Origin of the sequence: Luteibacter sp. UNCMF366Tsu5.1, from assembly GCF_900119235.1 — a bacterium.
Taxonomy (GTDB): Bacteria; Pseudomonadota; Gammaproteobacteria; order Xanthomonadales; family Rhodanobacteraceae; genus Luteibacter; species Luteibacter flocculans.
On sequence record NZ_FPIS01000001.1, the window covers coordinates 1323816 to 1348748 of the forward strand.

General features: G+C 64.3%; 16 protein-coding genes and 1 tRNA gene. 12 read left to right on the top strand and 5 right to left on the bottom strand.

Annotation, left to right across the window (positions count from 1 at the left end; all coding sequences use genetic code 11):
• Positions 1–48: 48 nt before the first annotated feature.
• Positions 49–2919, bottom strand: coding sequence for an autotransporter serine protease (locus tag BT115_RS05935; RefSeq protein WP_072321558.1), 2871 nt, complete (start codon positions 2917–2919; stop codon positions 49–51).
• A gap of 307 nt (positions 2920–3226) precedes the next feature.
• Here BT115_RS05935 and BT115_RS05940 point away from each other — a divergent pair, with 307 nt between their 5' ends.
• The 5 genes from BT115_RS05940 (at position 3227) to BT115_RS05960 (ending at position 9618) form a co-directional block, all read left to right on the top strand.
• Entirely contained in the window at positions 3227–4402 is a 1176-nt protein-coding gene (locus BT115_RS05940) for a thiolase family protein (RefSeq protein ID WP_072321559.1), read from the top strand.
• 156 nt (positions 4403–4558) lie between these two features.
• Positions 4559–4942, top strand: a complete 384-nt coding sequence (locus BT115_RS05945) for a hypothetical protein (protein ID WP_072321560.1) — start codon at positions 4559–4561, stop codon at positions 4940–4942.
• Between the two features lie 135 nt (positions 4943–5077).
• A complete protein-coding gene (locus tag BT115_RS05950; RefSeq protein WP_072322278.1) occupies positions 5078–6685 on the top strand; it encodes a carboxyl transferase domain-containing protein in 1608 nt (535 codons plus the stop codon).
• 74 nt (positions 6686–6759) lie between these two features.
• Entirely contained in the window at positions 6760–8106 is a 1347-nt protein-coding gene (xseA, locus tag BT115_RS05955) for an exodeoxyribonuclease VII large subunit (protein ID WP_072321561.1), read from the top strand.
• Positions 8107–8184: 78 nt separating this feature from the next.
• The gene (locus BT115_RS05960) at positions 8185–9618 is read left to right on the top strand and encodes an aldehyde dehydrogenase family protein (RefSeq protein ID WP_072321562.1); all 1434 of its coding nucleotides are present in this window, start codon (positions 8185–8187) and stop codon (positions 9616–9618) included.
• A gap of 9 nt (positions 9619–9627) precedes the next feature.
• On the opposite strand, the gene BT115_RS05965 is transcribed toward BT115_RS05960, so the two are convergent.
• Positions 9628–11001 carry an FAD-containing oxidoreductase gene (locus tag BT115_RS05965; protein WP_072321563.1) on the bottom strand — a complete coding sequence of 458 codons (1374 nt, stop codon included), beginning with the start codon at positions 10999–11001 and terminating at the stop codon, positions 9628–9630.
• Between the two features lie 99 nt (positions 11002–11100).
• Positions 11101–11177, bottom strand: a tRNA-Arg gene (locus tag BT115_RS05970).
• 239 nt (positions 11178–11416) lie between these two features.
• Between BT115_RS05970 and BT115_RS05975 the strand changes: the two genes are divergently transcribed.
• The 6 genes from BT115_RS05975 to BT115_RS06000 all read left to right on the top strand — a co-directional run bounded on the left by BT115_RS05975 (position 11417) and on the right by BT115_RS06000 (position 22329).
• Positions 11417–13630 carry a hypothetical protein gene (locus BT115_RS05975; RefSeq protein WP_072321564.1) on the top strand — a complete coding sequence of 738 codons (2214 nt, stop codon included), beginning with the start codon at positions 11417–11419 and terminating at the stop codon, positions 13628–13630.
• A 70-nt stretch (positions 13631–13700) separates the two neighbouring features.
• Complete coding sequence (locus BT115_RS05980; RefSeq protein WP_143144469.1) at positions 13701–17684, top strand: RHS repeat domain-containing protein; 3984 nt, start codon at positions 13701–13703, stop codon at positions 17682–17684.
• A 23-nt stretch (positions 17685–17707) separates the two neighbouring features.
• Positions 17708–18883, top strand: coding sequence for an RHS repeat-associated core domain-containing protein (locus tag BT115_RS18765; RefSeq protein ID WP_072321566.1), 1176 nt, complete (start codon positions 17708–17710; stop codon positions 18881–18883).
• Positions 18884–18902: 19 nt separating this feature from the next.
• Entirely contained in the window at positions 18903–20063 is a 1161-nt protein-coding gene (locus BT115_RS18645; protein ID WP_072321567.1) for an RHS repeat-associated core domain-containing protein, read from the top strand.
• Positions 20060–21178 carry an RHS repeat-associated core domain-containing protein gene (locus BT115_RS05995; protein WP_072321568.1) on the top strand — a complete coding sequence of 373 codons (1119 nt, stop codon included), beginning with the start codon at positions 20060–20062 and terminating at the stop codon, positions 21176–21178. Before BT115_RS18645 ends, BT115_RS05995 begins: the two co-directional genes overlap by 4 nt.
• Positions 21175–22329, top strand: coding sequence for an RHS repeat-associated core domain-containing protein (locus BT115_RS06000; RefSeq protein ID WP_083527325.1), 1155 nt, complete (start codon positions 21175–21177; stop codon positions 22327–22329). Before BT115_RS05995 ends, BT115_RS06000 begins: the two co-directional genes overlap by 4 nt.
• 58 nt (positions 22330–22387) lie before the next feature.
• Here BT115_RS06000 and BT115_RS06005 read toward each other — a convergent pair whose 3' ends face one another.
• Both BT115_RS06005 and BT115_RS06010 read right to left on the bottom strand, forming a co-directional pair.
• Positions 22388–22813, bottom strand: coding sequence for a GFA family protein (locus BT115_RS06005; protein WP_072322279.1), 426 nt, complete (start codon positions 22811–22813; stop codon positions 22388–22390).
• 50 nt (positions 22814–22863) lie between these two features.
• Positions 22864–23181: a DUF2188 domain-containing protein gene (locus BT115_RS06010; protein ID WP_072321570.1), complete on the bottom strand. Its 318-nt coding sequence runs from the start codon at positions 23179–23181 to the stop codon at positions 22864–22866.
• Between the two features lie 204 nt (positions 23182–23385).
• Here BT115_RS06010 and BT115_RS06015 point away from each other — a divergent pair, with 204 nt between their 5' ends.
• Positions 23386–24921 (top strand): L-piperidine-6-carboxylate dehydrogenase, encoded by a 1536-nt coding sequence (locus BT115_RS06015; RefSeq protein ID WP_072321571.1) that lies wholly within the window; start codon positions 23386–23388, stop codon positions 24919–24921.
• Positions 24922–24933 lie beyond the last annotated feature (12 nt).

The window sequence follows — 24933 nt, forward strand, 5'->3', positions numbered from 1 at the left end:
CGGCGAGAAGCCAACGAAGCGATGAAGCCGAGACCCCCACCCCCCGGCTTACCAGGCCATGCGGAACGTGGCGCTTGCGGAACGCGAGTGATCGCGATCGGCGAAGCGCTGATCGACGTCCAGGCCAACCTGCGTGCGCTCGCTCACATCCCAGCCCAACGTCATGCCTGCGGTGCCTGCACGACGCGAAAGGCCGATACCGTCCACCGGAGCCCATTGCGCGATGCCCGTGTAGCGTGCGGAGAACACCTCACCCTTGGTGGCGAAAGCGTTCTGCCAGCCCAGCTTCGCATCGAGATGCAGCTTGCCCGCGGAGGTGAGCCACGACGCGCCGGCGCGCAGGCCGAAACCGGCCTGCCAGCGCGACGTGGTCTGGCCGTTGGCGCTGAGGCCGAAGCCTTCGCCGCCGGATTCCTGGAAGCCGTCGCGCCGAATGCTCGCGTACTCCACGTTCGCGAAGGGCGACAGCGAGAACGCACCGACATCGGTGCGGTAACCGACCTCGCCATAGGCCACGTTGTAGCGGCCGGTGTTGTCGCCACCCGCAAACGACGCCTGGTCGCCGAAGCGCAGCAATCGCTGGGTATTCCCGCGGAAGCTGCCAAAACCCAGGCGCCCGACGCCATACCAGTTCGCACCGCGCGAGCCCGCGTAAAACATGCCTTCGGTGGAACGGCTGCGCTGGCGATCGAAGGTGCCGGAAAGCTGGCCGCTGCTCTGCATCTGCGCGACCGCGACGCCCGCAAAACCGTTGCTGCCGAGACGCACATCGGTACCGGCGAGTCCACCGTCAAGGCTGAAGCCGACGTTGCCAAAACCGCCACGGCTCAACCCGCCCTGGCCGTTGAACGCCTGCGTCCAGGCACCACCGGCGCCCTGCTGGTCGAGATGCGTCATCAAGGCATCGTTGCCGGCTTCGATGCCTGCCAGCGTCACGGCCGTGCTGGCCGCATAGAGCTGGCCGGACAGCGATTCGAGGGATGCCTGCGCCACCTGGACGTTCGCCGCCTGCTGGATGCCACCCGCAGCGACGAGCGTGCCGGTCGCGAACGACGTACCGCTGACCGAGGAAGACGAAAGGCCCTGGTCGATCTGCTGGAACGCGCCGTCGAGACGCTGGGCCGACGACTGCGCCGCCGCCGACTGGCTCATGCTGGTGCTCGCGACCTGGCTGACGCTCAGCGTCGTCGTATTGATCCACACCTCGCTGGGCAGATATTGCAGGGTGGCGTTGAGGAACACGCCGTTCGCCTTGGTCGTCGTCGCGAACGTGCCGGTGATCGACTGTGCACCGACCACCTGCTGGTGCGACGTCGGCACATAGCCCGATACGGCACCGGCCACGTAGAAATCGCCTGCGAGCGAAGCGCTGCCGCTGACGATCAGCGGGGCGCCCAGCAACTGCGATAGCCGCCCGGTTGGCGTTTGCGTGTAATTGCCGTTGACGTGCGTGGTGACGTCGGCGGTCTGCAGAATGGACGAGACGAGGGTGTCGCCGCCGATGTCGCCGTGGACGATCGCCGTGGCGTTGCCCTGCACGGTGAGCGCGGCGGGAATGCCGTGCATCGCCTCCAGCGTCAGGGTCGAACCGACGGTCGTAGCGCCCGTATAGGAATTCGTACCGCTCAGCGTGAGGCGGGAATTACCCGTCGCCTGCAGGCCGCCAGCGCCGGAGATGTCGTTGGCGAAGGTCAGATTGCCGCCCGTTACGTTGACCTGGAAGTCGCCCCAGTCGAACTTTGCCGGGCCGCGGATGGCGCGACCGAGATTGAGACGACCGTAGCCGTAGACGGCGTCCGGGCCCGGATCGCCGAGGTCGTCCGCCGTGCCGAGCAGCACCTGGCGTACGTCGTCCAGCGAAAGCGACGGCATCGCCTGCATCACCACGGCCGCCGCACCCGAGACCTGCGGTGCCGCAAACGAGGTACCCGCACCGTAGACGAAGGACGTCTTGCTGGTGGTCGAATCGGACGACGTGACGATGACGGTGCCCGGCGCTGCTAGACAGTAGCTCTTGGCGACGCCGCAGCGATTGGAATAGGAAGCGATCGTGTCGGTGTGGTCGCTATCCAGCGCCACGACCGTCAGCCAGCCCTTCGCCAGCGACGCATCCAGGCTCGGCAGCGCGGCAACCGTGGACGGATTGGCGTCGGCACTGTTGCCCGCCGCGAAGACGAACAGCGCGGCGCCGGTTTTCGCCGCGCCATAGGCGTTGCTGAAGCTGGCCGTGGTCGCGGTATCGGCGGCATCCCAGTAGAGACCGCCCCAGGAGTTGTTGATGATGCGGGCGCCCGCGCCCAGCATCTTCGCGTTGACGTCGCCCAGCGGATCGGCGGAGGTGACCTTGTTGCCCTGGCCCGAGCCGTCGTCGGTGGGCTCCTTGTCGGCGATGATGCGCGCCGAGACGAGCGAGGCATCCGGTGCCACGCCGCCGGTGAACATGCCGACCGGACGACCCGCCGCCACCTGCGCCACGAAGGTGCCGTGACCCAGCACGTCGCCTACGCTGAGGTTGTTGCTGGCGGGATCGACGTAGTTGTACTGCGGGCCCACGCGGCCAATGAGCGCCGGGTTGGCGGCGTTGATGCCCGAGTCCACGATACCGATGACGACGCCTGCGCCGGTAAAGCCGGCGTCGTGGGCGGCCTGCACGTTGGTGGCCGTCAACTGGACGTCCACGGGCGGCTGCTTGATCGTCGCGCCCGACGATGGCGGGGGTGTGGGGATGTTGTACGAGGGGACGTCGTCCTTGGGGATGTTGCTGGACGGCACCGAGGGAATGTTGCTCGACGGTACGGAAGGCACGTTCGAACTGCGGACGCCGCCGTTCCCTCCACCGCCGCCACAGGCGGTCAGACCGATACCCACACAGATGGCCAGCGCGAGGTCGCGCCGACGCGGCAGTTGCATCGTATTCATGTTGTCCCCTGACTCGACGTCAATGTCATGCCCGCGATCCGTGGGCACCCTGGACCGGATGGTGCCATAAGACCCTACGAGAAAGATCAAGGCGATCGCCAAACCGTGCTCGAGCGCACGCCGGGCCCTGGCGGGACGGGCGGCGCGAGGCCGACCGCGCCATCCCGGGGCTTGGCAGAGCGGCCCGTTGCCCCCATTCGGGAAGGCGGCGTGACGCGGCGCAGATTGCCCCGCCCCCAACGCCACTGCGATACTCGACGAGTTTTCCGCCCTCGAAAGGCGGCCATCCGAGTCCTACGGAGTCCCCATGTCCGACATCGTCATCGCGGGCGCGAAGCGCACCGCCATCGGTTCCTTCCTCGGCCAGTTCACCGGTGTCCCCACGCCGAAGCTCGGCTCCGTCGCCATCAAGGCCGCGCTCGAACACGCCGGAGTCGCTCCCGCCGACGTCAGCGAAGTGATCATGGGCTGCGTCCTGCCGGCCAATCTCGGCCAGGCGCCTGCGCGGCAGGCATCGCTCGGCGCGGGTCTGCCGGTGTCCACCGGCTGCACCACCATCAACAAGGTATGCGGATCCGGCATGAAGGCGCTGATGCTGGGCCACGATCTCATCAAGGCCGGCTCGGCCTCGATCGTCGTCGCGGGCGGCATGGAGTCGATGACCAATGCGCCGCACATGGTCAACGCGCGCACCGGCATTCGCTACGGTGACGGCCAACTGGTCGATCACATGGCATGGGACGGCCTCACCAACCCGTACGACGGCCAGGCCATGGGCGTGTTCGGCGAACAGTGCGCCGATAAGTACCACTTCACACGCGAGGAACAGGATGCGTACGCCATCGCTTCCGTCGAGCGCGCGCAGGCCGCGCAGAAGTCGGGCGCGTTCGCCAACGAGATCGTTCCGGTGACCGTCCAGGGTCGCAAGGGCGAGCAGGCGTTCGCCGAGGACGAGCAGCCGGGCCGTTCCGACGTGGCGAAGATTCCCACGCTGCGCGCTGCCTTCCGTAAGGAAAACGGCACGATCACGGCGGCCAGTTCGTCCAGCATTTCCGACGGTGCCGCGGCGCTAGTGCTGCTTTCAGCCGACGAGGCGAAGGCGCGCGGCGTCACCGCCCTCGCGCGCATTGCCGCCCATGCGACGCATTCGCAGGAACCGGAATGGTTCACCACCGCCCCGGTCGGTGCCATCGCCAAGGTCGTCGAAAAGGCCGGATGGAAGATCGAGGACGTGGATCTGTTCGAGGTCAACGAAGCGTTTGCCGTGGTGCCGATGGCGGTCATGCGCGAGCTGGGCGTCTCTCACGACAAGCTCAATGTCAACGGCGGTGCCTGCGCCCTGGGCCATCCTATCGGTGCCAGCGGCGCGCGCATTGTCGTCACCCTTCTCAATGCGTTGACGGCGCGTGGGGCAAAAAGGGGTGTCGCCGCGCTGTGCATCGGTGGCGGCGAGGCAACGGCGATCGCCATCGAATTGGTGTGAACCCGACGTCGACAGATATTGATGGATTAATCGTCACGCCATATCCATCGGCTTTAATGCGCCCTGAAGCGAAATGGCACGATGTGTAGCTAAGTATCAACAACTGAGCTATTAATACGCCCGCCTCACGGCATTCCACGGCTAAGGAGAAACACAATGAATTTGACGCGTACCCTTCTCGCCTCTGCGCTCGTCGCGCTTCTGGCAGCTTGCAGCAACGGCGCGCAGGATTCCGCGCAAGACGCCCAGAAGTCGGCCGCCGACGCTCAGCAGCAGGCGGACAAGGCCCAGCAGGCCGCCGACCAGTCGCAGAACGCCGCGACCTCCCAGGCCGCTGACCAGGCTCAGCAGTCCGCTGACCAGGCCAAGGACGCTGCTTCGCAGGCCCAGGCTGCTGCTTCGGCCTCGACCGCTGGCGGCGCTTCGGACGCCACCAAGGACGCTGCTTCCAACGCTGCCGACCAGGCTGACAAGTCTGCCGACCAGGCCAAGGACGCTGCCGACAACGCGAAGAGCGCTGCGGACGACAGCAAGAAGTAAGCCCTCACGCTCGCTTCCGATGAATGAAAACGGCCACCTTCGGGTGGCCGTTTTTTTATGCGCGCTGCCGCAGCGCAGCGTTTTCGCCGACGCCCTGCCCGCTATCATGGCCGTTTCGTCCTTGCGCGAACGCCCATGCCCATTCTTCCATCGCAGATCGACACCCGTTCCGCCGAGTTCCAGTCGGCCAGCCAGCGCCTGCGCGCGCTGACCGAGGATCTTCGCGAAACGCTGCGCTTGACCGCCGAGGGCGGCGGCGCCAAAGCGCGCGAGAAACACGTCGCGCGCGGCAAGCTCCTTCCACGCGAGCGCATTCGGGCCTTGCTCGATCCGGGCTCTCCGTTTCTCGAACTGGCGCCGTTGGCGGCACATGGGATGTACGACGGTGCGGCACCGGCCGCGGGCATCATCGCCGGGATCGGCCGCGTCATGGGCCAGGAAGTGGTCGTGCTGGCGAACGACGCCACGGTCAAGGGCGGTACGTATTTTCCGATGACCGTGAAAAAGCACCTGCGCGCGCAGGAAGTGGCGATGGAAAACCGCCTTCCCTGCGTCTATCTGGTGGATTCCGGCGGCGCGTTCCTGCCGTTGCAGGACGAAGTCTTCCCCGATCGCGAGCACTTCGGACGAATCTTCTACAACCAGGCGCGCATGAGTGCCCAGGGCATTCCGCAGATCGCCGTCGTGATGGGCTCGTGCACCGCGGGGGGCGCGTACGTGCCGGCCATGAGCGACGAGACGATCATCGTGCGCGAGCAAGGCACCATCTTCCTCGGTGGCCCGCCCCTGGTGAAGGCCGCCACGGGCGAGGTGGTCGATGCCGAAGCCCTGGGTGGCGCGGACGTCCATACGTCGGTGTCCGGCGTGGCGGATCATTTCGCCGAGAACGACGTGCATGCGCTGGCCATCGCGCGTGACATCGTCGGCTCGCTCAACCGGGTAAAGCCGCAGCCGCTGGCGTTGCGTCCACCGCGTGAGCCGCGCTTTGCTGCGGAAGAACTCTACGGCGTGATCCCCGAGGACACGCGGCGCCCATTCGATATCCGCGAGGTCATCGCGCGACTCGTCGACGATTCCGAGTTCCACGAGTTCAAGGCGCGGTACGGCAAGACGCTGGTGACCGGGTTCGCGCACGTCCACGGCTATCCGGTGGGCATCGTGGCGAACAACGGCATCCTGTTCGGCGAATCGGCGCAGAAGGGGGCGCACTTCATCGAACTGTGCAACCAGCGCAATGTTCCGCTGGTGTTCCTGCAGAACATTACGGGCTTCATGGTCGGCCGCAAGTACGAGAACGGCGGCATTGCCAAGGATGGCGCAAAGATGGTCACGGCCGTGGCGTGCTCCCACGTGCCCAAGTTCACCGTCGTCATCGGCGGCAGCTTCGGCGCCGGCAATTACGCCATGTGCGGCCGTGCCTATGGCGCTCGGTTCCTTTGGATGTGGCCCAACGCGCGCATCAGCGTGATGGGTGGCGAGCAAGCCGCGTCGGTGTTGGCGACGGTTCGCCGCGACGGCATCGAAGCCGGCGGCGGCACCTGGAGCGCGGAAGACGAAGAAGCCTTCAAGGCACCGGTGCGCGAGCAATACGAGCGGCAGGGCCATCCGTACTACGCCAGCGCGCGGCTTTGGGACGACGGCATTATCGACCCGGCCGACACGCGCCGCGTGCTCGGCCTGGCGATCTCCGCGTCGTTGAACGCACCGATCGAGCAGGGCCGATTCGGCGTCTTCCGCATGTAACTCGACCGGCAGGAATGTGGCCTAAGTCCCTACCCCATCGACATATGCGACCGCCGTGTTAACCTCGGCGGTCCATGTCCGACCTTGACGACCGCGCCCCTCCCGAGATCCTCACGCCCTCCGGATTGAACCGGTTGGTGCGCGATCTGCTGGAAGACGCCCTGCCCATGGGCGTCTGGATCGAGGGCGAGTTGTCCAACGTGGCCCGACCCGCCTCGGGCCACGTGTACTTCACCTTGAAGGACGCCAACGCGCAGGTGCGCTGCGCGATGTTTCGCATGGCGGCGTCGCGCCTGCGTTTCCGCCCGACGGACGGCATGCACGTGCTGATGCGCGCGAAGGTCGGACTATATGAGGCTCGCGGCGAATTCCAGCTCGTGGCCGACCACATGGAACCGGCTGGCGAAGGTGCGTTGCAGCGCGAATTCGAGCAGTTGAAAGCCCGGCTCGGCGCGGAGGGCCTTTTCGCTCCCGAACGCAAGCGCACCCTGCCCCGTTTTCCGCGCCGGATCGGTGTCATCACCTCGGCATCGGGTGCGGCCGTTCGCGATGTGCTCAGCGTGCTCGGACGCCGTCTCGGCCTGGCCGAGGTCGACGTGCTGCCCGTACCGGTGCAGGGACGCGAGGCGCCGCCCGCGATTGCGTCGATGCTGCACCGGGCATCCGCCAGCGGTCGCTACGACGTGTTGCTCGTCACGCGTGGCGGCGGTTCGCTGGAAGACCTCTGGGCCTTCAATGACGAGAGCGTGGCGCGTGCGATCCACGCCAGCGCGATCCCGGTCGTTTCGGCGGTGGGCCACGAAGTGGACTTCACCATCGCCGATTTTGTGGCCGACCTCCGCGCGGCAACGCCGTCAGCAGCCGCCGAACTGCTGGTTCCCGATGGCGCCGATCTTGCCCGGCAACTGGATCGCCTGCGCCAGCGCATGGCGACACTGACCACGCGGCGACTGCAGGCTGCCGCGCAGCGCGCCGACCATTGGCAGGCCCGGCTCAACGCGCAACGCCCTCAAGCCCGCCTCGCGCGCGACGCACAGCGCCTGGAAGGCCTGCGCCGCCGCATCTATGCAAGTGTCGCTCAAGCGAATCACCTGCGACGCGCCCGTCTCGAACGACTGCAGGCCCGCCTCGCCGCGCAGCACCCGAAGCTGAGGCTCACGCCGTCGCGGATTCGCATCGCCGACCTGCGCCAGCGCATGGTCGTGGCGATGTCGCGCCGCGTAGAGCGCGACCGGCTGCGCCTTTCGGAACAAGCGCGCACACTGCACGCGGTGAGCCCTCTCGCCACCCTCGAACGTGGTTACGCCATCGTCTTCGACGAGCGCAACGCCGTGGTGCGTCGCTCGACGGACGTTGCCATCGGCGATCGTCTGCGGATCATGCTGGGCAACGGCGAGATCGCGGTTCGCCGGGAAGACTAGCTCGGCCGGCGAACGTATACGGCGAGTGAACGTCTGGACCCTCATGCTTCGTCTCTTGCTTGCCGTACTGAGAACGCCATGCTCGCCAAAAGCTACCCGTACTACCTCGCCAACCGGCCCGTAAAGGCCGGCAAGAAGAAGCTCGACGTCGTCGACAAGTACACCGGCCAGGTTGCATCACGCGTCGCCCTGCCGGACAGTGCCGCACTGGAGCAGGCCATCGCGGCAGCTCACGCCGCTGCCGGTCCGATGAAGCGATTCCGGCCCTATGAGCGGCAGGCGGTACTGGAGCATTGCATCAAGCGCTTCGCACAACGCCGCGACGAGCTGGCCTACGCGCTCTGCGTGGAAGCGGGCAAGCCGATCAACGATTCGGTCGGTGAAGTGACCCGCCTGATCGAGACGTTCAAGATCGCTGCCGAAGAGGCCGTGCGCATCAACGGCGAGACGATCAATCTGGAGATCTCGCAGCGATCGGCCGGATACCACGGCTATACGCGCCGCGTTCCGCTGGGACCGGTGGCCTTCATCACACCATTCAACTTCCCGCTCAATCTCGTGGCGCACAAGGTCGCACCCGCCATCGCAGCGGGATGTCCCTTTGTGCTGAAACCCTCGGAGCGCACGCCGCTGGGCGCGCTGATCATTGGCGAGATCCTCGCCGAGACGAATCTACCTGTGGGCGCGTTTTCGATCCTGCCGCTGGACGGTAAGCACGCGGAACCGCTGGTGACCGATCCGCGACTGAAATTGCTGTCGTTCACGGGTGGCCTCATCGGTTGGGATCTGAAAGCGCGCGCAGGCCACAAGAAAGTCACGCTGGAACTCGGCGGCAATGCCGCCTGCATTATCGACGAGGACCAGGAAGACCGCCTCGACGCAGTCGTGGATCGTCTCGTCTTCGGCGCGTTCTACCAGTCCGGACAGAGCTGCATCAGCGTGCAGCGCATCCTCGTTCACGACGATCTCTACGATGCGCTGCGGCGCAAGCTCGTGGCGAAGGTAAAGACCTTGAAGGCGGGCGATCCGAAGAAGAAATCCACCTTTCTCGGCCCGATGATCGACGAGGCCGCGGCGGAGCGGCTCGAAGGCTGGATCGCTGAGGCGAAGAAGGCCGGCGCACGCGTTCTGTGCGGCGGCGGACGCAAGGGCGCGATGCTCGAAGCCACCCTGCTCGACAACGTACCGCGCAACGCGACGCTGCAGCGCAAGGAAGCCTTCGGTCCGGTGGCGCTGCTCGAACGATTCATGACGTTCGACGAAGCGATCGCCATCGTCAACGACTCCGATTTTGGCCTGCAGGCCGGCGTGTTCACTAACAACCTCAACCACGCGATGCGTGCATGGGACGAACTCGAACAGGGCGGCGTCATCGTCAACGACGTGCCCAGTTTCCGCGTGGACAACATGCCCTACGGCGGTGCCAAGTCCTCCGGCATCGGCCGCGAAGGTGTGCGCTATGCCATCGAGGACATGACCGAGACGCGGTTGATGGTGATGCGCGACGTCTAGGGATGCTCCTTAGGCCGGCTTGAGGTCGCCGACCACGGTGGGGATGAGCTCCGACACCGTGGGATGGATGGGTACTGCCCACTGCAAGGTGTCGAGAGCGGCATCGGCGTTCATCATGTCGAGGATGCCGTGGATGGCCTCGTCGCCACCGGTGCCGAGGATGGCTGCACCAAGAATCTTCCTGGTTTCCGCATCCGCCACGATCTTCATGAAGCCGTGGGTCTCGCCTTTTTCCACGGCACGGCCCACGCGCGTCATGGGGCGCTTGGACACAAGCAACGGGCGACCACTCTTGCGTGCCTGCGTTTCGCTCATGCCGACGCGTCCCAGCGGCGGATCGACGTAAAGCGCGTAGCCAAGGATGCGCTCGCTGACCTTGCGCTTGCCGCCGTCGAGCAGGTTCGCCGCCACTATCTCGTAATCGTTCCAGGCGGTATGCGTGAAGGCACCTTTGCCATTGCAGTCGCCCATCGCCCAGACCCCGTCGGCCGTGGTCGCCAGCGCATCGTCCACGACGATGTAACCATGCTCATCTACCGCGATGCCCGCCTTGTCCAGACCAAGGTCGTCCGTGTTCGGCTGCCTGCCCACGGCGAGCAGCACGTGCGTACCAACGACTTCGGGCTCACCCTCGTTGCAATCGACGCCAACGGCGACGCCGCCCGGGTGCTGTGCGAGACGGATGCAGCAGGCGTCGGTACGCACGACGATGCCCTCGGCTTCGAGGAAGGCACGCACCTCGACCGAGACATCCTCGTCTTCGCGCTGGATCAGCCGTGGTCCCTGCTCCACGACAGTCACCTTCGCGCCGAAGCGCCGGTACATCTGCGCAAACTCCAGACCGATGTAGCTGCCGCCGACTACCACGAGATGCTCGGGAACGGATTCCAGCGGAATGATCGTACTGTTGGTGAGGTAGTCCACCTCGTCGACCCCGGGAAAATCCGGAATGCGCGCACGGCCGCCCACGTTGAGGAACACCTGAGCCGCTTCGAGCGTCTCGCCGTTCACTTCAAGCCGACGCGGGGCAGTAAAGCGTGCGTGGCCGCGAATAAGCGTGAGGCCCGGCATGCTGGCCAGCCAGTCTTCGTTGCCCTTGCGCGAGTCGAGGATCACCTTGCGCGCCCGCGCCGCGATCGTCGGCATGTCGATGGCGATCGGGCCAGTGAGCACGCCGTATTCGGCGCCACGCTGGGCCAGCCGGGCCGCGTATGCGCTCGCGACCAAGGTCTTGGTGGGTTTGCAGCCCGTGTTGACGCAGGTGCCGCCGACCAGATGCCGCTCGACGATCGCGACCGTCTTGCCCGCGCCCGTGAGGCGATTTGCCAGGGCCGGCCCGGCCTGCCCAGCCCCCACGATGATGGCGTCGAAGGTACGGGTCATGGCGGGGCTCCGGGCGAGAAAAGTCCGTCCATGCTAGCGAAGCCGGGCGCTGGCGGCTTGCATGAGGTGTTGGAACGGATGCGCCAGAACGGCGGCAGATGGTGACCCCGGCCCGATTCGAACGGGCGACCTTCCCCTTAGGAGGGGGACGCTCTATCCAGCTGAGCTACGGGGCCATGCAATGTCGCTGCACAGGGACGATATTTTGCCCTGCCGAGCGCCCTGGGAATAGTACCGCATCTCCGGATGCTCCTTTCGCGCAGATCGGATGATGCGCCGATAGAGGAAGGCGTGGATCTTCGAAAGCTCGTCGTTGCCGAAACAGCGTCACCTACGTCATGCAGCCTATGGGCAGAACCGAGCGATCGGCGCTCAATGGCAGGCAACCATCTCGCCGAAACGACAAGGAAGTCCCATGAGCAGCAAGGATTCGAAAGATCAGACGGAAGCGGCGTGGGATTCGCTCATCTATTTCAGGATCTACAAAGATTTCGCAGGCGAGTCACATTCGACCGCAAGGCTGTTCAACAATACCAGGCAGCAATGCGCGATCAGGATATCGATCATCGCAGCAAACGAGGCCGGCAGTCCCGTTCAATTGAGCGAGGCCGATCTGCGGACAATCGAACTGATCGAATACATTAGCAATCAGCCTTTGCCGCGCAGCGACGATCTCGCCAACCATCAGGCGTATCAGTACACCTCAAACCAAAGAGACTACGTCTGGGACGAGACGATCATCGCCGAGGCGCAGGACGACGCGCCCGATGCCACTACACAAATGGCGGTTGGACCGCGCCAGGGCGCGCAGACCATCCAGTTGTTCGTCTCCGCGAAAGCGACGTCTCGACTACAGATTGCCGCTCGCATTCCCCTGCCCGGCGGAACGGCCTATATATCCACCAATCACGTTGGCTTCGACGACACCGACGGCACCGGCGGCCCCAATAAGCTTTTCAACTCGTCGGTCCTCCTGCAGCCCGCCACGTTCCCCGTCCTTCCCGCCAGCGAATACGGAGAATTTGCCAGCGACGGCACCCTTCTCCCTTTCGATGTCGGCAACCGGGAAAATTTCTACTGGGCGAAGGAGCACCACATACACGTTCGGTTCAATGGCCGCCTGCTCCCGTTGAAGTCGGTCAGTGCCACGCCAACTGGCTCGGCAGGTTTCGCCGTCTACAAGCAAGGCAGTTTTTTCGACGACGCCAAATGGGGTATCAGCTACTACGGCCAGCCCGGCGCCACGCAGCCGGAACACTTTCCTTTGCCGCCGCTGAACAAGGTCGAGCAGTACTTTGCGAGCGCCCCTGCACGCGAAGCTTCAGCGCCCTCGAAACGGCAAAACAACATCTACTTTCCGCTGGATATGTTCAAGCGGTGCGTGGGCCGAATCGAGGGGGCCGCCAGCACACGCGTCGTGGTCGGCCTAATCATGGGCAACCTCAGCGTCAGGTTCCTCAATGCGTCTGGCCAGCAAGTGCCGGACAAAACCAATGCGGTGCTACACATCGTCGACGAGTACGGCAACGCACATGCGCTATCGCTGACGTTCGGCACGAGAGCCAATCAGCTCCGGCTCTCCGCCGCACGTGCCCATACAAACGATGAGATAGGTTCGCCTATATCGCCCAAACCCCGCGTCGGCGACTGGTTCCTCCAGCGCATGAATGCCTCCATCGAGCAGACGCGGCTATACCGGAACGGGCGCCAGCAGGCCACGGTGCGGTTGTACGTAGAAGCTGAGCTCGATGGCGTCCTCGTCAAGCTCACCGAGCAAGAGCGGCAGAATATCCGCCTGTTCAACTACTACGAAGAGGACAAGATGCTGCCGTTCACCGACGACGGCTCGTCCAGCTCGTACAAGGGATGGTCCGCGCAACGTCGACACCGCGGCTACGAGCCACATCCTCTCGCCACGGGAACCGATGCGCGACAGGGCCCGGGTGAAACGCTGACGTTCCACGTGTCCGCAGACGATCTGGCTGCAGAACTCAATACCCTGACGCTCGCATTCGCCGTCAAAGGCGACGATGGCTCCACGTGGCGTTCCAATGGATGGATCACCAGGCCGACCGGCGATCGCTACTTCGCGGCGGCCTTCAACAATGGGTCGCTAACGGTGACCTCCGAACCCCCTCGCCAATACACCGCCGAGAGTTTCCGTCTCGACCGGCGGCCGCTCGCAAACACGAGCGCAACTCGAAGTAAGGCGGAAGAGTCCGCCGCTCCGATCTTCGACGACATCGTCACGTTGTCGATCGCCGAACCAGGTGGCCAGTTAGTAAACATACGCCAGATGACATGCGCTCCAGCGGGGATGATTCACTGGATCAACAATCTGCCGGTGACATCCAATCCGTGTTTTACGGGCTACGCGTCGCCAGGCGAATCGCAGGTCCATTGGAATCCCGAGGTGCCGAAGGGATCCCGCCCGCTGCCGACACTGTCGTCACCCGATGCGGCCAAGGGAATGATTCTGCTTTGCGGTCGTATCGACATTCCACGCGCCGACCACGCCAATCCTCCGCGCGGACCGATGACCGTCAACCTCATCGACGCGTACGGCAGTTCGCAGACCTGCCGCATCGTATTCGTCGAAGGCACACGGGACGAGCTCGACGTCAGATAGCGCCACTAATGAACAGGAAGGCCAAGCCATGATGGACAAGGACGTCCCGCGCCCTCTGCAAGAGGGGGACATGTACTCGACTGCGTTCCAGTTCTACAGCCATATCAGCGCGAGCGTCGATCCACGCACTGGCATGTTCAGCGCTAACGTCGACCTCACCTCTGGCGAAGGGAATCGCTTGCGAGGGCCGAGCTTCCCGTTCCGGCTCTCGTACAGCGCACTGAGCGACGTCGACGAAGGCTTTGGGCGCGGCTGGCGCATGAGCCTCACCGAGCTCGACACGGCATTGTCGATGCTTACCCTTTCGAGCGGCGACACTCACAAGGTGAGTGGCCTTCGCCCCGGTGCGCGTGCAAGCTTCCCGGACCGAAAGCTCGAAAGCTGCTCACTGACGATGATCGGCAACCTTCTTCGGGAAGCCGTGGTGGAACACATCACAGGTGTGACCGAACACCTGGAGGCAAAACGCGGCAGCCCCGACCTGCTGATTCCCAGGCGCATCGTCAACGCCAGCGGCGACAGCTTGCAATTGCATTGGGATTACGTGCCCAGCGGCCTTTATGCACTGACTCACATTACCGACGATGAGGGCGAGCTTGTCCTCGCCATCGACCACGCACTACCTAGCGACCTCGGCTTAACCATTCCCCTCGGGCATGCCGAACTGACCGTGCGCTTCATCCGTCAGCAGGGCATGCTAAAACGCATCGTCGTCCCGGCCATCGCCGCCTTGAACAGCTTCCCCACCATCGAGGCCGACGAGGCGGTCTGGGAGTTCGACTACGAAATCCTCGATGGCATGCCTCTGCTCGCCTCGGTCGTCTATCCCGATGGAATACGCGACACCGTCGATTACGATCGGATGGCGCTGCGACTGCCGACCGGTGCGCCGCGCGAATACATGCCAGCGGTCAGCAGGCGCAGGCGACGCCGTGCCAGCAACCAGGAAGTCATCCAGGAAAGCTCGTACACCTACAACCGCCACAACCAGCACAATTTCTACGGTTACCCGGCGGTGCGCAACTGGGAGAGTGCCCAGGATCAACTGCTGCATTTGATCGGCGCGGACGCATATCAGTACGGTTCTACGGAGACACAGTTCGACAACGGCTCGGTGGTGTGTACCATCGCGCGCGACTACGATCAGTACCACCTCATCACGCGTGAACGCACCGTTCGCGGCTCGGTAGTGCAAGATATCGTGACCACCTACGGCGCTAAGCCGGGCACACCCTTCGAGCAGCAGCCGACAACCTTCCAGCTTCCCCACAAGGTTACGACCAGTCTGTACGAAGCCGGGTCGCCGGAGGTAGAGCAGGCTACCTACGTGCAGAGCACATACGACGACATGGGTAACGTTCTGGTGCTCTACGACAGCGCCAACGACACCACCGAGCGTTCCACGTATTACCCTGCCGAGGGCGAGAACGACGACGACGGCACGGAGCATTGTCCGCCCGATCCGCTCGGCCTCGTACGGCGCCTGAAGAGCCAGTCGACGGAGCCCGGCGAGAAGGGCGGCCCGATCCGCCGCACACACTACCGATATGTACGCGTCCCGGTGAGGCAGAACGCCTTGGCATGGACGGTCGACCGCACGTACTACATTCAGGCGTGCGACGAAATGAGCGAGGAGGTCGTGGACGGGAATATCGCGACGCTCGTACACAGCGAACAGTTTTTCATCGTCGACCATGGGGCCCAGCACGGCAGCCTTCAACGCGAGACGCGCGAACAGGATGGCCTCACAGAGACCCGCGAGTTCACCTACACGTCAGACGATGCAGAGCGCACCGTCACCACGCACACGATCCACACCACGCACGACGGTATCGTCAGCCGGACGAGCGAGACGCTCCATCGCCCGAGTGGCTTGGTGCGAGCCACGCAGGACGCGTTGGGCAACCGAGCCGTCTATACCTACGACGCGCTGGGCCGGCGCGTCAGCGAAGTGCTCGACCCCGACAGTGACGAATACCGGGTCGAGACCCGTTGGCGATACCAGTTGACGTTGAGCGAACGCTGGGTTGAGCGCATCGGCATCACCGGACTTCCGCACCGCGTGTGGATGGACGAACAAGGGCGGGTCATGCGCCGTGACGAACCGCTCCCGAACGGCTCACTGATGACCGTGAACGAACTGGCGTACGACGTGTTCGGTCAGCTCGTTCGCCAAGTGGACAGCGATCGCCTTGCCGACCAGTCGCTGGTGCGCCGCGAGACCCTCTATGCCTATGACGACTGGGGGCGTTGCAAGGCCGAGACGGCCCCCGATGGCAGCCAGACCGTCAGCTCGGTAACGCTCGTCGCCGATGCCGAGGCCGGGCAGGTATTGAAGCGGACAGAACAATGGCAGATCACGCCAGAGGGCGCGCGGACAGGTTGGCGTTCCAGCTATCTCGATGCCGCGGGCAGGCAGGTACGCGCCGAAGCGGGTACGTGGTCTGAAATCGGGCTGCCTCTACCGCACATTGCAACACGCTGGGTCTATGACGGTATGGGTCGTTGCATAGCCACGATGGAATCGTTTCCACTGGCGCACACCGGCACGCGCATCGAGCGAATAACGCGACAGACCTGGGATGCATACGACCGGTTGACGAGTACGGTGCTTCCTGACGGAACGATCGTGACGCGCTACTACGCGCCGGGGCACGAAGACGAGCTGATCGCACGATTGACCGTCACCGCGCCGGGCAGCTCAGACGAACAGCTGTTGGGAACCCGACTGTGGGATGGCCTCGGTCGGCTGGCCATCGAACAGGCGGGGAGCTTGCAAACCCGGCATGACTACGTTCCGGGCCAGCTCAGCGCCGCCAGGAAGACGATGCCCGACGGCAGCCAGATTGCAATGAAGTACGACTTGCGCCTGCGAGAGGCGCTGCTTGGTTCCACGCTCACCGACGCGCGACACGCCACGACCTATGCCGTCACCGAGGCGTCGTACAACAAGCGGGCTGGGCTACCCGAGCGCATCCAGACGCCCGGTGGCAGCATGGATATCGGCCTCGACTACCTGGGCCGCATGACCGACCAGGTAGTCTCTCTGGCGGGCACCACGCCCCGCGAGTGTCACGTCGCCGTGACGCCCGGCGGGCTGGAAACGGAGCGAACCGGTGCAGACGGCATCCGCAGAATGTTCGCTTATGACAGCTTAGGTCGACTGATCGGCGTCGAAGACGAGGACGTATCGATCACGCTGGCATACGACGCATTCTCGCGCCTTGAACGTCGTGTCGCGACATCGGCCGACGGGCGTGCGGTGATCCAGAGTACGGAGTACGACGCGTTGGGCCGCGTGCTCGTCCAGTCCTGGGAACACGTCGCGCCGTCCTCCACCGAGCGCTATTGGCTTGCGCTGACCTGGCGTGCCGACGACAAACTGATCGGTCGCCACTGGTACCGCAACGACGGTGCCCTGCTGCGCGAGGAAACGATGGACTACGACGATCGCGGTCGTCTCGTCGACCATGTCATCGACGCTGCAGAGGCCGGAGAATATCCGCAGGATGAAATGCAGCACCCCTACGTGCGCCAACAGTTCGTGCACGACTGCATCGACAACCTGCTGACGGTAACGACCACACTGCTCGATGGGCGAGTGAACGTCACTACCTATGGCTACGATGCAGTCGACATCGATCGCCTGGCCAGCGTAAGCAACAGCCTCGAAGGTTACCCCGGCCATGACATACCGCTTACGCTCGTGTACGACGCGAACGGTAACCTCATCGACGACGGCCAGGGCAGGCTCATCGAATGGGATGGCGCCGGCCGACTGATGTCGGTGACCTTGGCAGATCGCACCGTCATTCGCTACACGCACGGCCCCGACGGGCGGATCAGCCAGGTACAGACGCCGGGACGAGCGACGTATCGCTACCGCGAAGACGGCGAGATTGCGTTCGAAACCGATGCAATGGAAGCGCGGCGCTACATACGCGCGGAAGGCGGCGTCGTCGCCGAAACGCGACTTGCCGCATCCATTCGCGAAGTGCTTCTACTCGGCACCGATCCACAGGGATCGGTGGTGACCGAATCCGGCGTGGACTGACCGACGACAAGGACGGAGACACGATGCACAGGATCACTGCCATCCCTGTACCGCCACGCGCCTACGCTGCCTACGGGTCTGGCGTTCCCCTGCCCCAAGCCCGATCCGCCTTTGCCGGCCAGGTGGCGGAGCCGGATACGGGCTGGTATCTGCTCGGCAACCGACCGTACAGTCCGACGCTCCGCTGTTTCCTTGCACCGGATACGTCGAGTCCTTTCGACAAGGGTGGCATGCATCGCTATGCCTATTGCAGCGGCGATCCCATCAACCGCATCGATCCCACCGGCGAGGCATGGACCGACTGGCTCATGGTGGGCATTGCATTGACCTTCGCCGTGGTGGGCACGGTGGTCTCGGCAGGCGCTCTTGCGGGTACGATCGCCGCCGCCGGATCCCTCGCCGCCGCCGCGGCCACCTCGGGCATCGTCGCCACCACGGTGGCCGCTGTCGCCGATGTCGTCGTGCTGTCGGCCACGATCGGCTCGACAGTTACCATGGCCACCCAGGACTCCAAGCTCAATGGCATCTTCGGCTGGGTGTCTCTTGGGGCCGGACTGGTCTCGGGCGCTGCCATGACTGCGGCCGTCAAACAAGGAGCCGAGTTCGGAAAAGGCGTCGGAAAAGCCGCGCAAGCGACCTCCTCCCGAGCCGTGTCGTCCGCCGGCGCAGCATCCATGTTTTCGGCACGTGCGATCACTGCCGCTCGCTCACCCGCACGGATCGTGGACGACCTTACGATGCTTGCAACGGCCGCCGCGACGAGCGCCGTGCGAAACGTAACGGCGCCGAAGAGCACAAGCGGTCGCGCCATCGTTTCCCTTGGCCGCCAGCTTCAGGCACCTGAACTCCGGAGCGCCGTACAGGGAGTGAGCGATAGCGGCGCACGCAGCGCCACCGTCTACACCGGCACGCCCGGCGCCCGGCGCCAGCCCGAACGTGCCGGCGCAGTTATCGGTGCGCGAACGCCCGTGCGCAGCGATCCACACAATCTCGCGCGTCAGAGCAGAACGGCCAGCACAGACGTCAGCGTCGTGGAGACAGACCGCCTGACGCAGGAACAGACACGACAGCGGTTGAACGAAAGCGGCGTCGCCGTAACCTCTAAAACATTCGGGTTGCTCGACACGTCGGTGCTGGCCTCGTTGAACTTCCCCGAAGGCACGTCGAACGACGCGCGCCGGATACGCGCGAGCATGTGACGAGGGGCGCGGAGTCCGCATGAACATCCCTTCCTCGCGCAAACCGGGCTCACCACGTGCCTATGGTGCTTATGGGGAAGGCCGAACGCTCGATTTGGCGCGGACCGCTTACGCAGGCGAAGTCCTCGAACACGGCAGCGGCTGGTATCTACTCGGCGAACGACCCTACGCCCCCTTGCAGCGCCGCTTTCTTGGTGCCGATGGCATGAGCCCGTTCGACGGCGGAGGACTGAATCGCTACGCTTACTGCGCCGGCGACCCCATCAATCGCATCGATCCCAGCGGGAGAATCCCCACTCGCTGGTCGAGCAGACAATCACCGCTTCGCTTTCCCACGGCCGGCGGCAGCCAGACATCGTCGATGGGTGCGAACAATGCTGCTGGAACATCGGGATCTGCAAGCACGCCGAGCACCATCGCCCAGACCGCCGCATCCATCATCGACCTGACCGCCGCGGCCGCCATCCCGTCGGGCTCGCTGGAACCCGCTGGCCCCCCAGGAAACATTGCCCTGGGGCAGCTCGCGCGAACGTCGAATGACACGGCCCGCAGGGTACCGGCCTCCCAAATGCGGATCTTGGAGAGCGCCGAATACATCGGACGGATGCCAACGATCTCGCACGAGAGGCCGCCCGGAAAGTCGCGACGATGCATCACCCAGGTAGCGCTGGAATCGCTGCCCGACGACATGACTTGGACCGACCGCCATCAGTCCCTTAGGCCCGTCATTGGCTGGCTAGGTCTCCCCCATCGCAAGAACCCGAAGAGCACCATCTGGGCCGCTGATACGGAGATCAGCGTAAGCGACCTCAATCCACTATTCGCCGAACTGAATCGACGGGGAATCAAGAAGGCCAATCTTCATACCGGCGCTCATGGCGCTGCAAACGGCAGGAACTGGAGCCGCAGGAGAGGGTTAAGACGAGGCCTCGATTCGAAATCGTACGAAACGGACGCCACTTGGACTAAGCGCTTGGCGTCGGACTCGTACGATCTGGATCTGGACGTTTACGACGCGATGGTCACCGACAGGAAGGGTTTCGGGCAGGACCTCAAGCAGGACGGCGTGCACATCATCGCGTACTGCTACGGTGCGGCAGACAGGGAGGTGATGAAAGCGCTCAGGATCCGTCAGTTGACCGTGTACACATCGCCGCCACACAGCAGGCCATCGACATGATCGCCTTGGCGAACTATGGCGCCTACGGCGCCTCACCGCGAGGGTCGACAGCCGCGAAAACCCGCTACACGGGAGAGGTGCAGGAGCCATCCACCGACTGGTACATGCTCGAAGAACGTCCATACGACACTCGGCTTCGACGTTTTCTCGCACCGGACTCTCTCGGCCCTTTCGATCGCGGTGGATTGAACCGCTATACCTATTGCAGCGGCGATCCGATCAATCGCATCGACCCCACCGGGCATGCGTGGATGGACTGGCTGCGTCGGCACTTCCGCAGCAACGCGACGGCACAAGGTAGCTCTGCGGAACAGGGAGCGAGTACATCAGGGGCGGGAACGACAGGTATCGATTCCGGCACATCCACACCGACGGCGGTCACCACGTTGGCTGCCGGCGTGCGGAGCATCGTGGAGAACGTGGCTGCGGTTGGTGCAGCAACCCTCGCCGTTGGCGAAAGACTTCCCGATAACAGCGCGCTTGGAATCCTCAAGACGGCCTCGGCACCCTCCCTGGGAACCGGCCCTCGCGCCAGCTACTACTACATCGGGCGGCCACCGGGGCGCCTGTCGACCTACCCCGCCGGGACCGCGCGACAGCAGCGGAACATCAGACTTAAGGATCCACCGGAGTCCATTCGCAAGGTAAACCGTCGTGGGGATCCCGACTACAAGAAGAGCTGGATCGGCGTTGTGCATCCAAACAACCCGAGCAGTGTCGTTTGGGCTGCGGATACAACAGTTCACTTGGCCAGCTATCTGAAGATATTCCGCGAGCTGATGGCTTCCGGCTTTCCGGAGCTGACCCTGTATACCGGCGCCCATGGCGTACCGGACGGGCGAAACTGGGATCGCCGGACTGGCCAGCGGCATTATCTAGACCGGAAATACTTCGAGATGGATGCCGTTTATGTGGACGAGATAAACCGCCTTCTTAACGGGCGCGCACGGATCAACACCGTGGACATCGGCAGTCTCACTCGGGACGAATTTCGCCAAGCTCTAAGCAGGCGTGGCGCACACATCATGGGGTTCTGCTTCGGCATTGCGGACGAAGTCGTCGCTGAATCGCTGAACCTCAAGACCGTCACTCTTTACGTAAGAAAGACGCCATGAAGCGACCTGCATCGAACCCCACGGGGACACGGCGCTACGGTGCCTATGGCGTGACGGCTGGTAGCACATCGGCGCGCACAGCGTACGCGGGAAGCGTTATCGAACGCGAGACTGACTGGCACATGCTCGGTGAGCGTCCCTACAGCCCTACATGCCGGAGGTTCTTCTCGCCAGATCCGAGCAGCCCCTTCGATCGCGGCGGCGTTAACCGCTATGCCTATTGCAGCGGCGATCCGATCAACCGCGTCGATCCCACCGGCAACGTATGGGAGCCTTGGTCGCGGGGCCCATTCCGCTTCAACGTCAGTTCGCATGCACCGATCCGCGGCCGCACCGCGCCCACCAGTCCACCGCTGGGCGCGACTGCAGTCACGCCGTCCGCCACGGCCATCGCAGCGACATCCACGGCTGACGTCGCGGGCGTTGCAGTGGCGATCCTGCCCGTTGCCCACCCTGCCGCGGGTCCATCGTCTACCCCGACGCTGGGCCCCACCGTGGGCGCCAGCGCAGCCGCGTCATCTGGTGCGGCGTCCACGCGGACAGCCACGCCGCGGATAACGTTCATCGGGCAACAACCTTGGTTGAAGCGACGCGCACCGGGTGACATGAAGCCGTCCGAGGTCGTCTACGTAGGCGAGCTGCACATGCCGGCGACGAGAATGAAGATGAAGAAGGATCAAAAATCGCCAGGCACAAGGAAGAGCTGGATCGAGCTGCAACATCCCCAGAACCCGGCGAGCACCACCTGGGTGGTCGACAGTGTGATGAACCTGCTGAGCCTGAAGAAAATCTTCAAGCACCTCAGCAGCCAGGGCGTTGCCACGGCCAACGTTTATCACGGAGCCCACGGCGACCTCGCTGGACGGAATTGGAATCGGCAGACCGGCGAACGACTGCTTCAGGTCCCGGATGACTCAGCCTGGGGCAAGGAGGCCCAGTCGCGTGCGGCGAACGACTTTTCGATCGCCGTAACCCCTGTGGACATGGGGGCGCTCACCTTCCATGACATGGAAGCCCGGCTTGCGGGCGACGGCGTGCATATCCTCGGTATCTGCTACGGCATAGCAGACCCCGTAGTGCTCAAGGCGTTCAACCTATCCGTTGTGGCCGTCTTCGAAAGGGAGTACGCGCGACAGGGTCGACTCTCATGACTGCGCCCAAACGCCCATAACGGGCGCACCGATCCGCCCGAGATATCGCCATACCGTTCTATCCCCGCACGTAGCGAAGCACCCCCACGGGTTCGTTCACTCCGGCGGCGCGGTCGGCAGGATGATTCACCCCGTCGAACACCGGCACCTCCGCAAAGTCGAACGGGCTGATGCCCTCCAGACACGCCACGTTCACGCCGTACTGCGAAGGGTCTGAGCGCCGCTGATGAAACGTGTAGATGCCGCACCTTGAGCAGAAAAAATGCTTCGCGGTGCGCGTGTTGAACTGATAAACGGTCAACGCGTCCTCGCCCTGCTCGATCACGATGCCCGACAGCGGTGCCGATACCGCCACCGCGCCACGCATGCGGCAATACGAACAATTACAGCGCCGTGCGGAACGCAGACCGTCACTGAGTTCGACACGAAACTGCACGGCGCCGCAATGGCAGGAGCCACGAGAGGTGGTGATGTCTGGCGGCACGTGGACGCTCCGATGAAGGGTCCGCGCCATTCTACGCGCCCCACGACGGGCTAATTCCGCCCGTGCCCTCCGTTACTTCCCCGTGCCATAGGAACGGGCATCGCGCCTACGGGCGCAGCGGCGTATCGGCCCACCGAGAGTCGCGGCAGCTCGGCCGGACGCTTCGCGTCGCTGCCAAAGGGGCGCCAGATGCCGTCCGCACCTTCGATGGCAATCCCGGTGCCAACGCCATCCGCGGCGGCACGGTTCACCGCGGCTTGCAAAGCCTCGAATCGGGAAGGAAAACGTCCCACCGGGCGCCCGTCCAGGCGCAAGGTCCACGACGAGCCGTCGTCGGGGTGATACGAGATCTCGTAAATGCGGGTCATAAGGCCTTCCGCTGCGCGATAAGTTCAGGCCCAGCTTGGACTTGCTCGCGTCATTGCCAGGTCGTCGGAGGCCGGAACTGCGCCGACGCCGCCGTGACGTTCGTCCCGCGCCGCACAACGAGTCGTGAAGGCGGTGTTTGCTAGAATCGCCGTTTTATCCGCGCACCCCGGCATCCCGCCCGGGTGTCCGTCAAAGGAGTTCCCATGTCCGCCAAGATCCTCGCAGCGCTCGGTCTCAACGCCACCGAGTCGGGTACCTACCTCGGCCGCGGCCAGTGGGCCGGTACGAACGACGCCGGCACCATCACGCCTGTGAATCCGGCCACCGGCGAGGTCATCGCGACAGTGCAGGCCTCCAGCGCGGCGGATTACGAGACCATCGTGCAGCGCGCGCAGGAAGCCTTCGCGATCTGGCGCACCACCCCCGCGCCGCGCCGCGGCGAAGCGGTGCGCCTGTGCGGCGAAGCCCTGCGCAAGCACAAGGACGCCCTCGGTTCGCTGGTGGCGCTCGAAATGGGCAAGATCAAGCCGGAAGGCGATGGCGAAGTCCAGGAGATGATCGACATCGCCGATTTCGCCGTGGGCCAGAGCCGCATGCTTTACGGCAACACGATGCATTCGGAACGCCCCGGCCACCGCATGTACGAACAGTGGCATCCGGTTGGCCTCGTCGGCATCATCAGCGCGTTCAACTTCCCGGTGGCCGTGTGGAGCTGGAATGCGTTCCTGGCTGCCATCTGCGGCGACATCTGCATCTGGAAGCCGTCTCCGAAGACGCCGCTCTCCGCCATCGCGACGATGAAGATCTGCAATGAGGCGCTGAAGGAAGGCGGTTTCCCGGACATCTTCTTCCTGTTCAACGATGCGGGTAACGAACTGGCGCAGACCTTCGTCGACGACAAGCGCATTCCGCTGATCAGCTTCACCGGTTCCACCAAGGTCGGCCGCATGGTCGGGGAGCGTGTAGCGAAGCGCATGGGGCGCAGCCTGCTCGAACTCGGCGGCAACAACGCCATCATTCTCGACAAGTCGGCGGACTTGAAGCTCGCCATCCCCGCCATCGTGTTCGGTGCCGTCGGTACGGCGGGTCAGCGCTGCACGACCACGCGCCGTCTGTTCGTGCATGCGTCGCTGCACGACGCCGTGGTCGACACGCTGGTCAAGGCCTACGGCCAGGTCGAACAGAAGATCGGCGACCCTACCCTTTCCACGACGCTCATGGGTCCGCTGAACAGCCCGGAGGCGGTGCAGGGTTTCCTGAGCGCCATCGAACGCGCAAAGGCTGCTGGCGGCACGGTGCGCACGGGCGGCAAGGCACTCACCGATCGCAAGGGTAACTTCGTGCTGCCGACGATCATCACCGGCCTGCGCAATCGCGATGACGTGGTGCAGACGGAAACCTTCGCGCCGATCCTCTACGTCATGCCGTTCGACACGCTCGACGAAGCGATCGCCGAGCAGAACGCCGTGCCGCAGGGCCTGTCGTCCGCGATCTTTACCCAGGACCTCAAGGCAGCCGAGCAGTATCTGTCTGCTGCGGGTTCGGACTGCGGCATCGCCAACGTGAACATCGGCACGTCGGGTGCCGAGATCGGTGGCGCGTTCGGTGGCGAGAAGGAAACCGGCGGCGGTCGAGAGTCCGGTTCGGACGCGTGGAAGGTCTACATGCGCCGCCAGACCAATACCATCAACTACTCCGACTCGCTGCCGCTCGCTCAGGGCATCAAGTTCGAGTTCTGAACCGCCCGGTGA

Bases quoted from the DNA above. Each gene is read 5' to 3' on its own strand.
- BT115_RS05935 (WP_072321558.1), bottom strand. From the start codon at position 2,919: ATGAATACGATGCAACTGCCGCGTCGGCGCGACCTCGCGCTGGCCATC.
- BT115_RS05940 (WP_072321559.1), top strand. From the start codon at position 3,227: ATGTCCGACATCGTCATCGCGGGCGCGAAGCGCACCGCCATCGGTTCC.
- BT115_RS05945 (WP_072321560.1), top strand. From the start codon at position 4,559: ATGAATTTGACGCGTACCCTTCTCGCCTCTGCGCTCGTCGCGCTTCTG.
- BT115_RS05950 (WP_072322278.1), top strand. From the start codon at position 5,078: ATGCCCATTCTTCCATCGCAGATCGACACCCGTTCCGCCGAGTTCCAG.
- xseA (WP_072321561.1), top strand. From the start codon at position 6,760: ATGTCCGACCTTGACGACCGCGCCCCTCCCGAGATCCTCACGCCCTCC.
- BT115_RS05960 (WP_072321562.1), top strand. From the start codon at position 8,185: ATGCTCGCCAAAAGCTACCCGTACTACCTCGCCAACCGGCCCGTAAAG.
- BT115_RS05965 (WP_072321563.1), bottom strand. From the start codon at position 11,001: ATGACCCGTACCTTCGACGCCATCATCGTGGGGGCTGGGCAGGCCGGG.
- BT115_RS05975 (WP_072321564.1), top strand. From the start codon at position 11,417: ATGAGCAGCAAGGATTCGAAAGATCAGACGGAAGCGGCGTGGGATTCG.
- BT115_RS05980 (WP_143144469.1), top strand. From the start codon at position 13,701: ATGTACTCGACTGCGTTCCAGTTCTACAGCCATATCAGCGCGAGCGTC.
- BT115_RS18765 (WP_072321566.1), top strand. From the start codon at position 17,708: ATGCACAGGATCACTGCCATCCCTGTACCGCCACGCGCCTACGCTGCC.
- BT115_RS18645 (WP_072321567.1), top strand. From the start codon at position 18,903: ATGAACATCCCTTCCTCGCGCAAACCGGGCTCACCACGTGCCTATGGT.
- BT115_RS05995 (WP_072321568.1), top strand. From the start codon at position 20,060: ATGATCGCCTTGGCGAACTATGGCGCCTACGGCGCCTCACCGCGAGGG.
- BT115_RS06000 (WP_083527325.1), top strand. From the start codon at position 21,175: ATGAAGCGACCTGCATCGAACCCCACGGGGACACGGCGCTACGGTGCC.
- BT115_RS06010 (WP_072321570.1), bottom strand. From the start codon at position 23,181: ATGACCCGCATTTACGAGATCTCGTATCACCCCGACGACGGCTCGTCG.
- BT115_RS06015 (WP_072321571.1), top strand. From the start codon at position 23,386: ATGTCCGCCAAGATCCTCGCAGCGCTCGGTCTCAACGCCACCGAGTCG.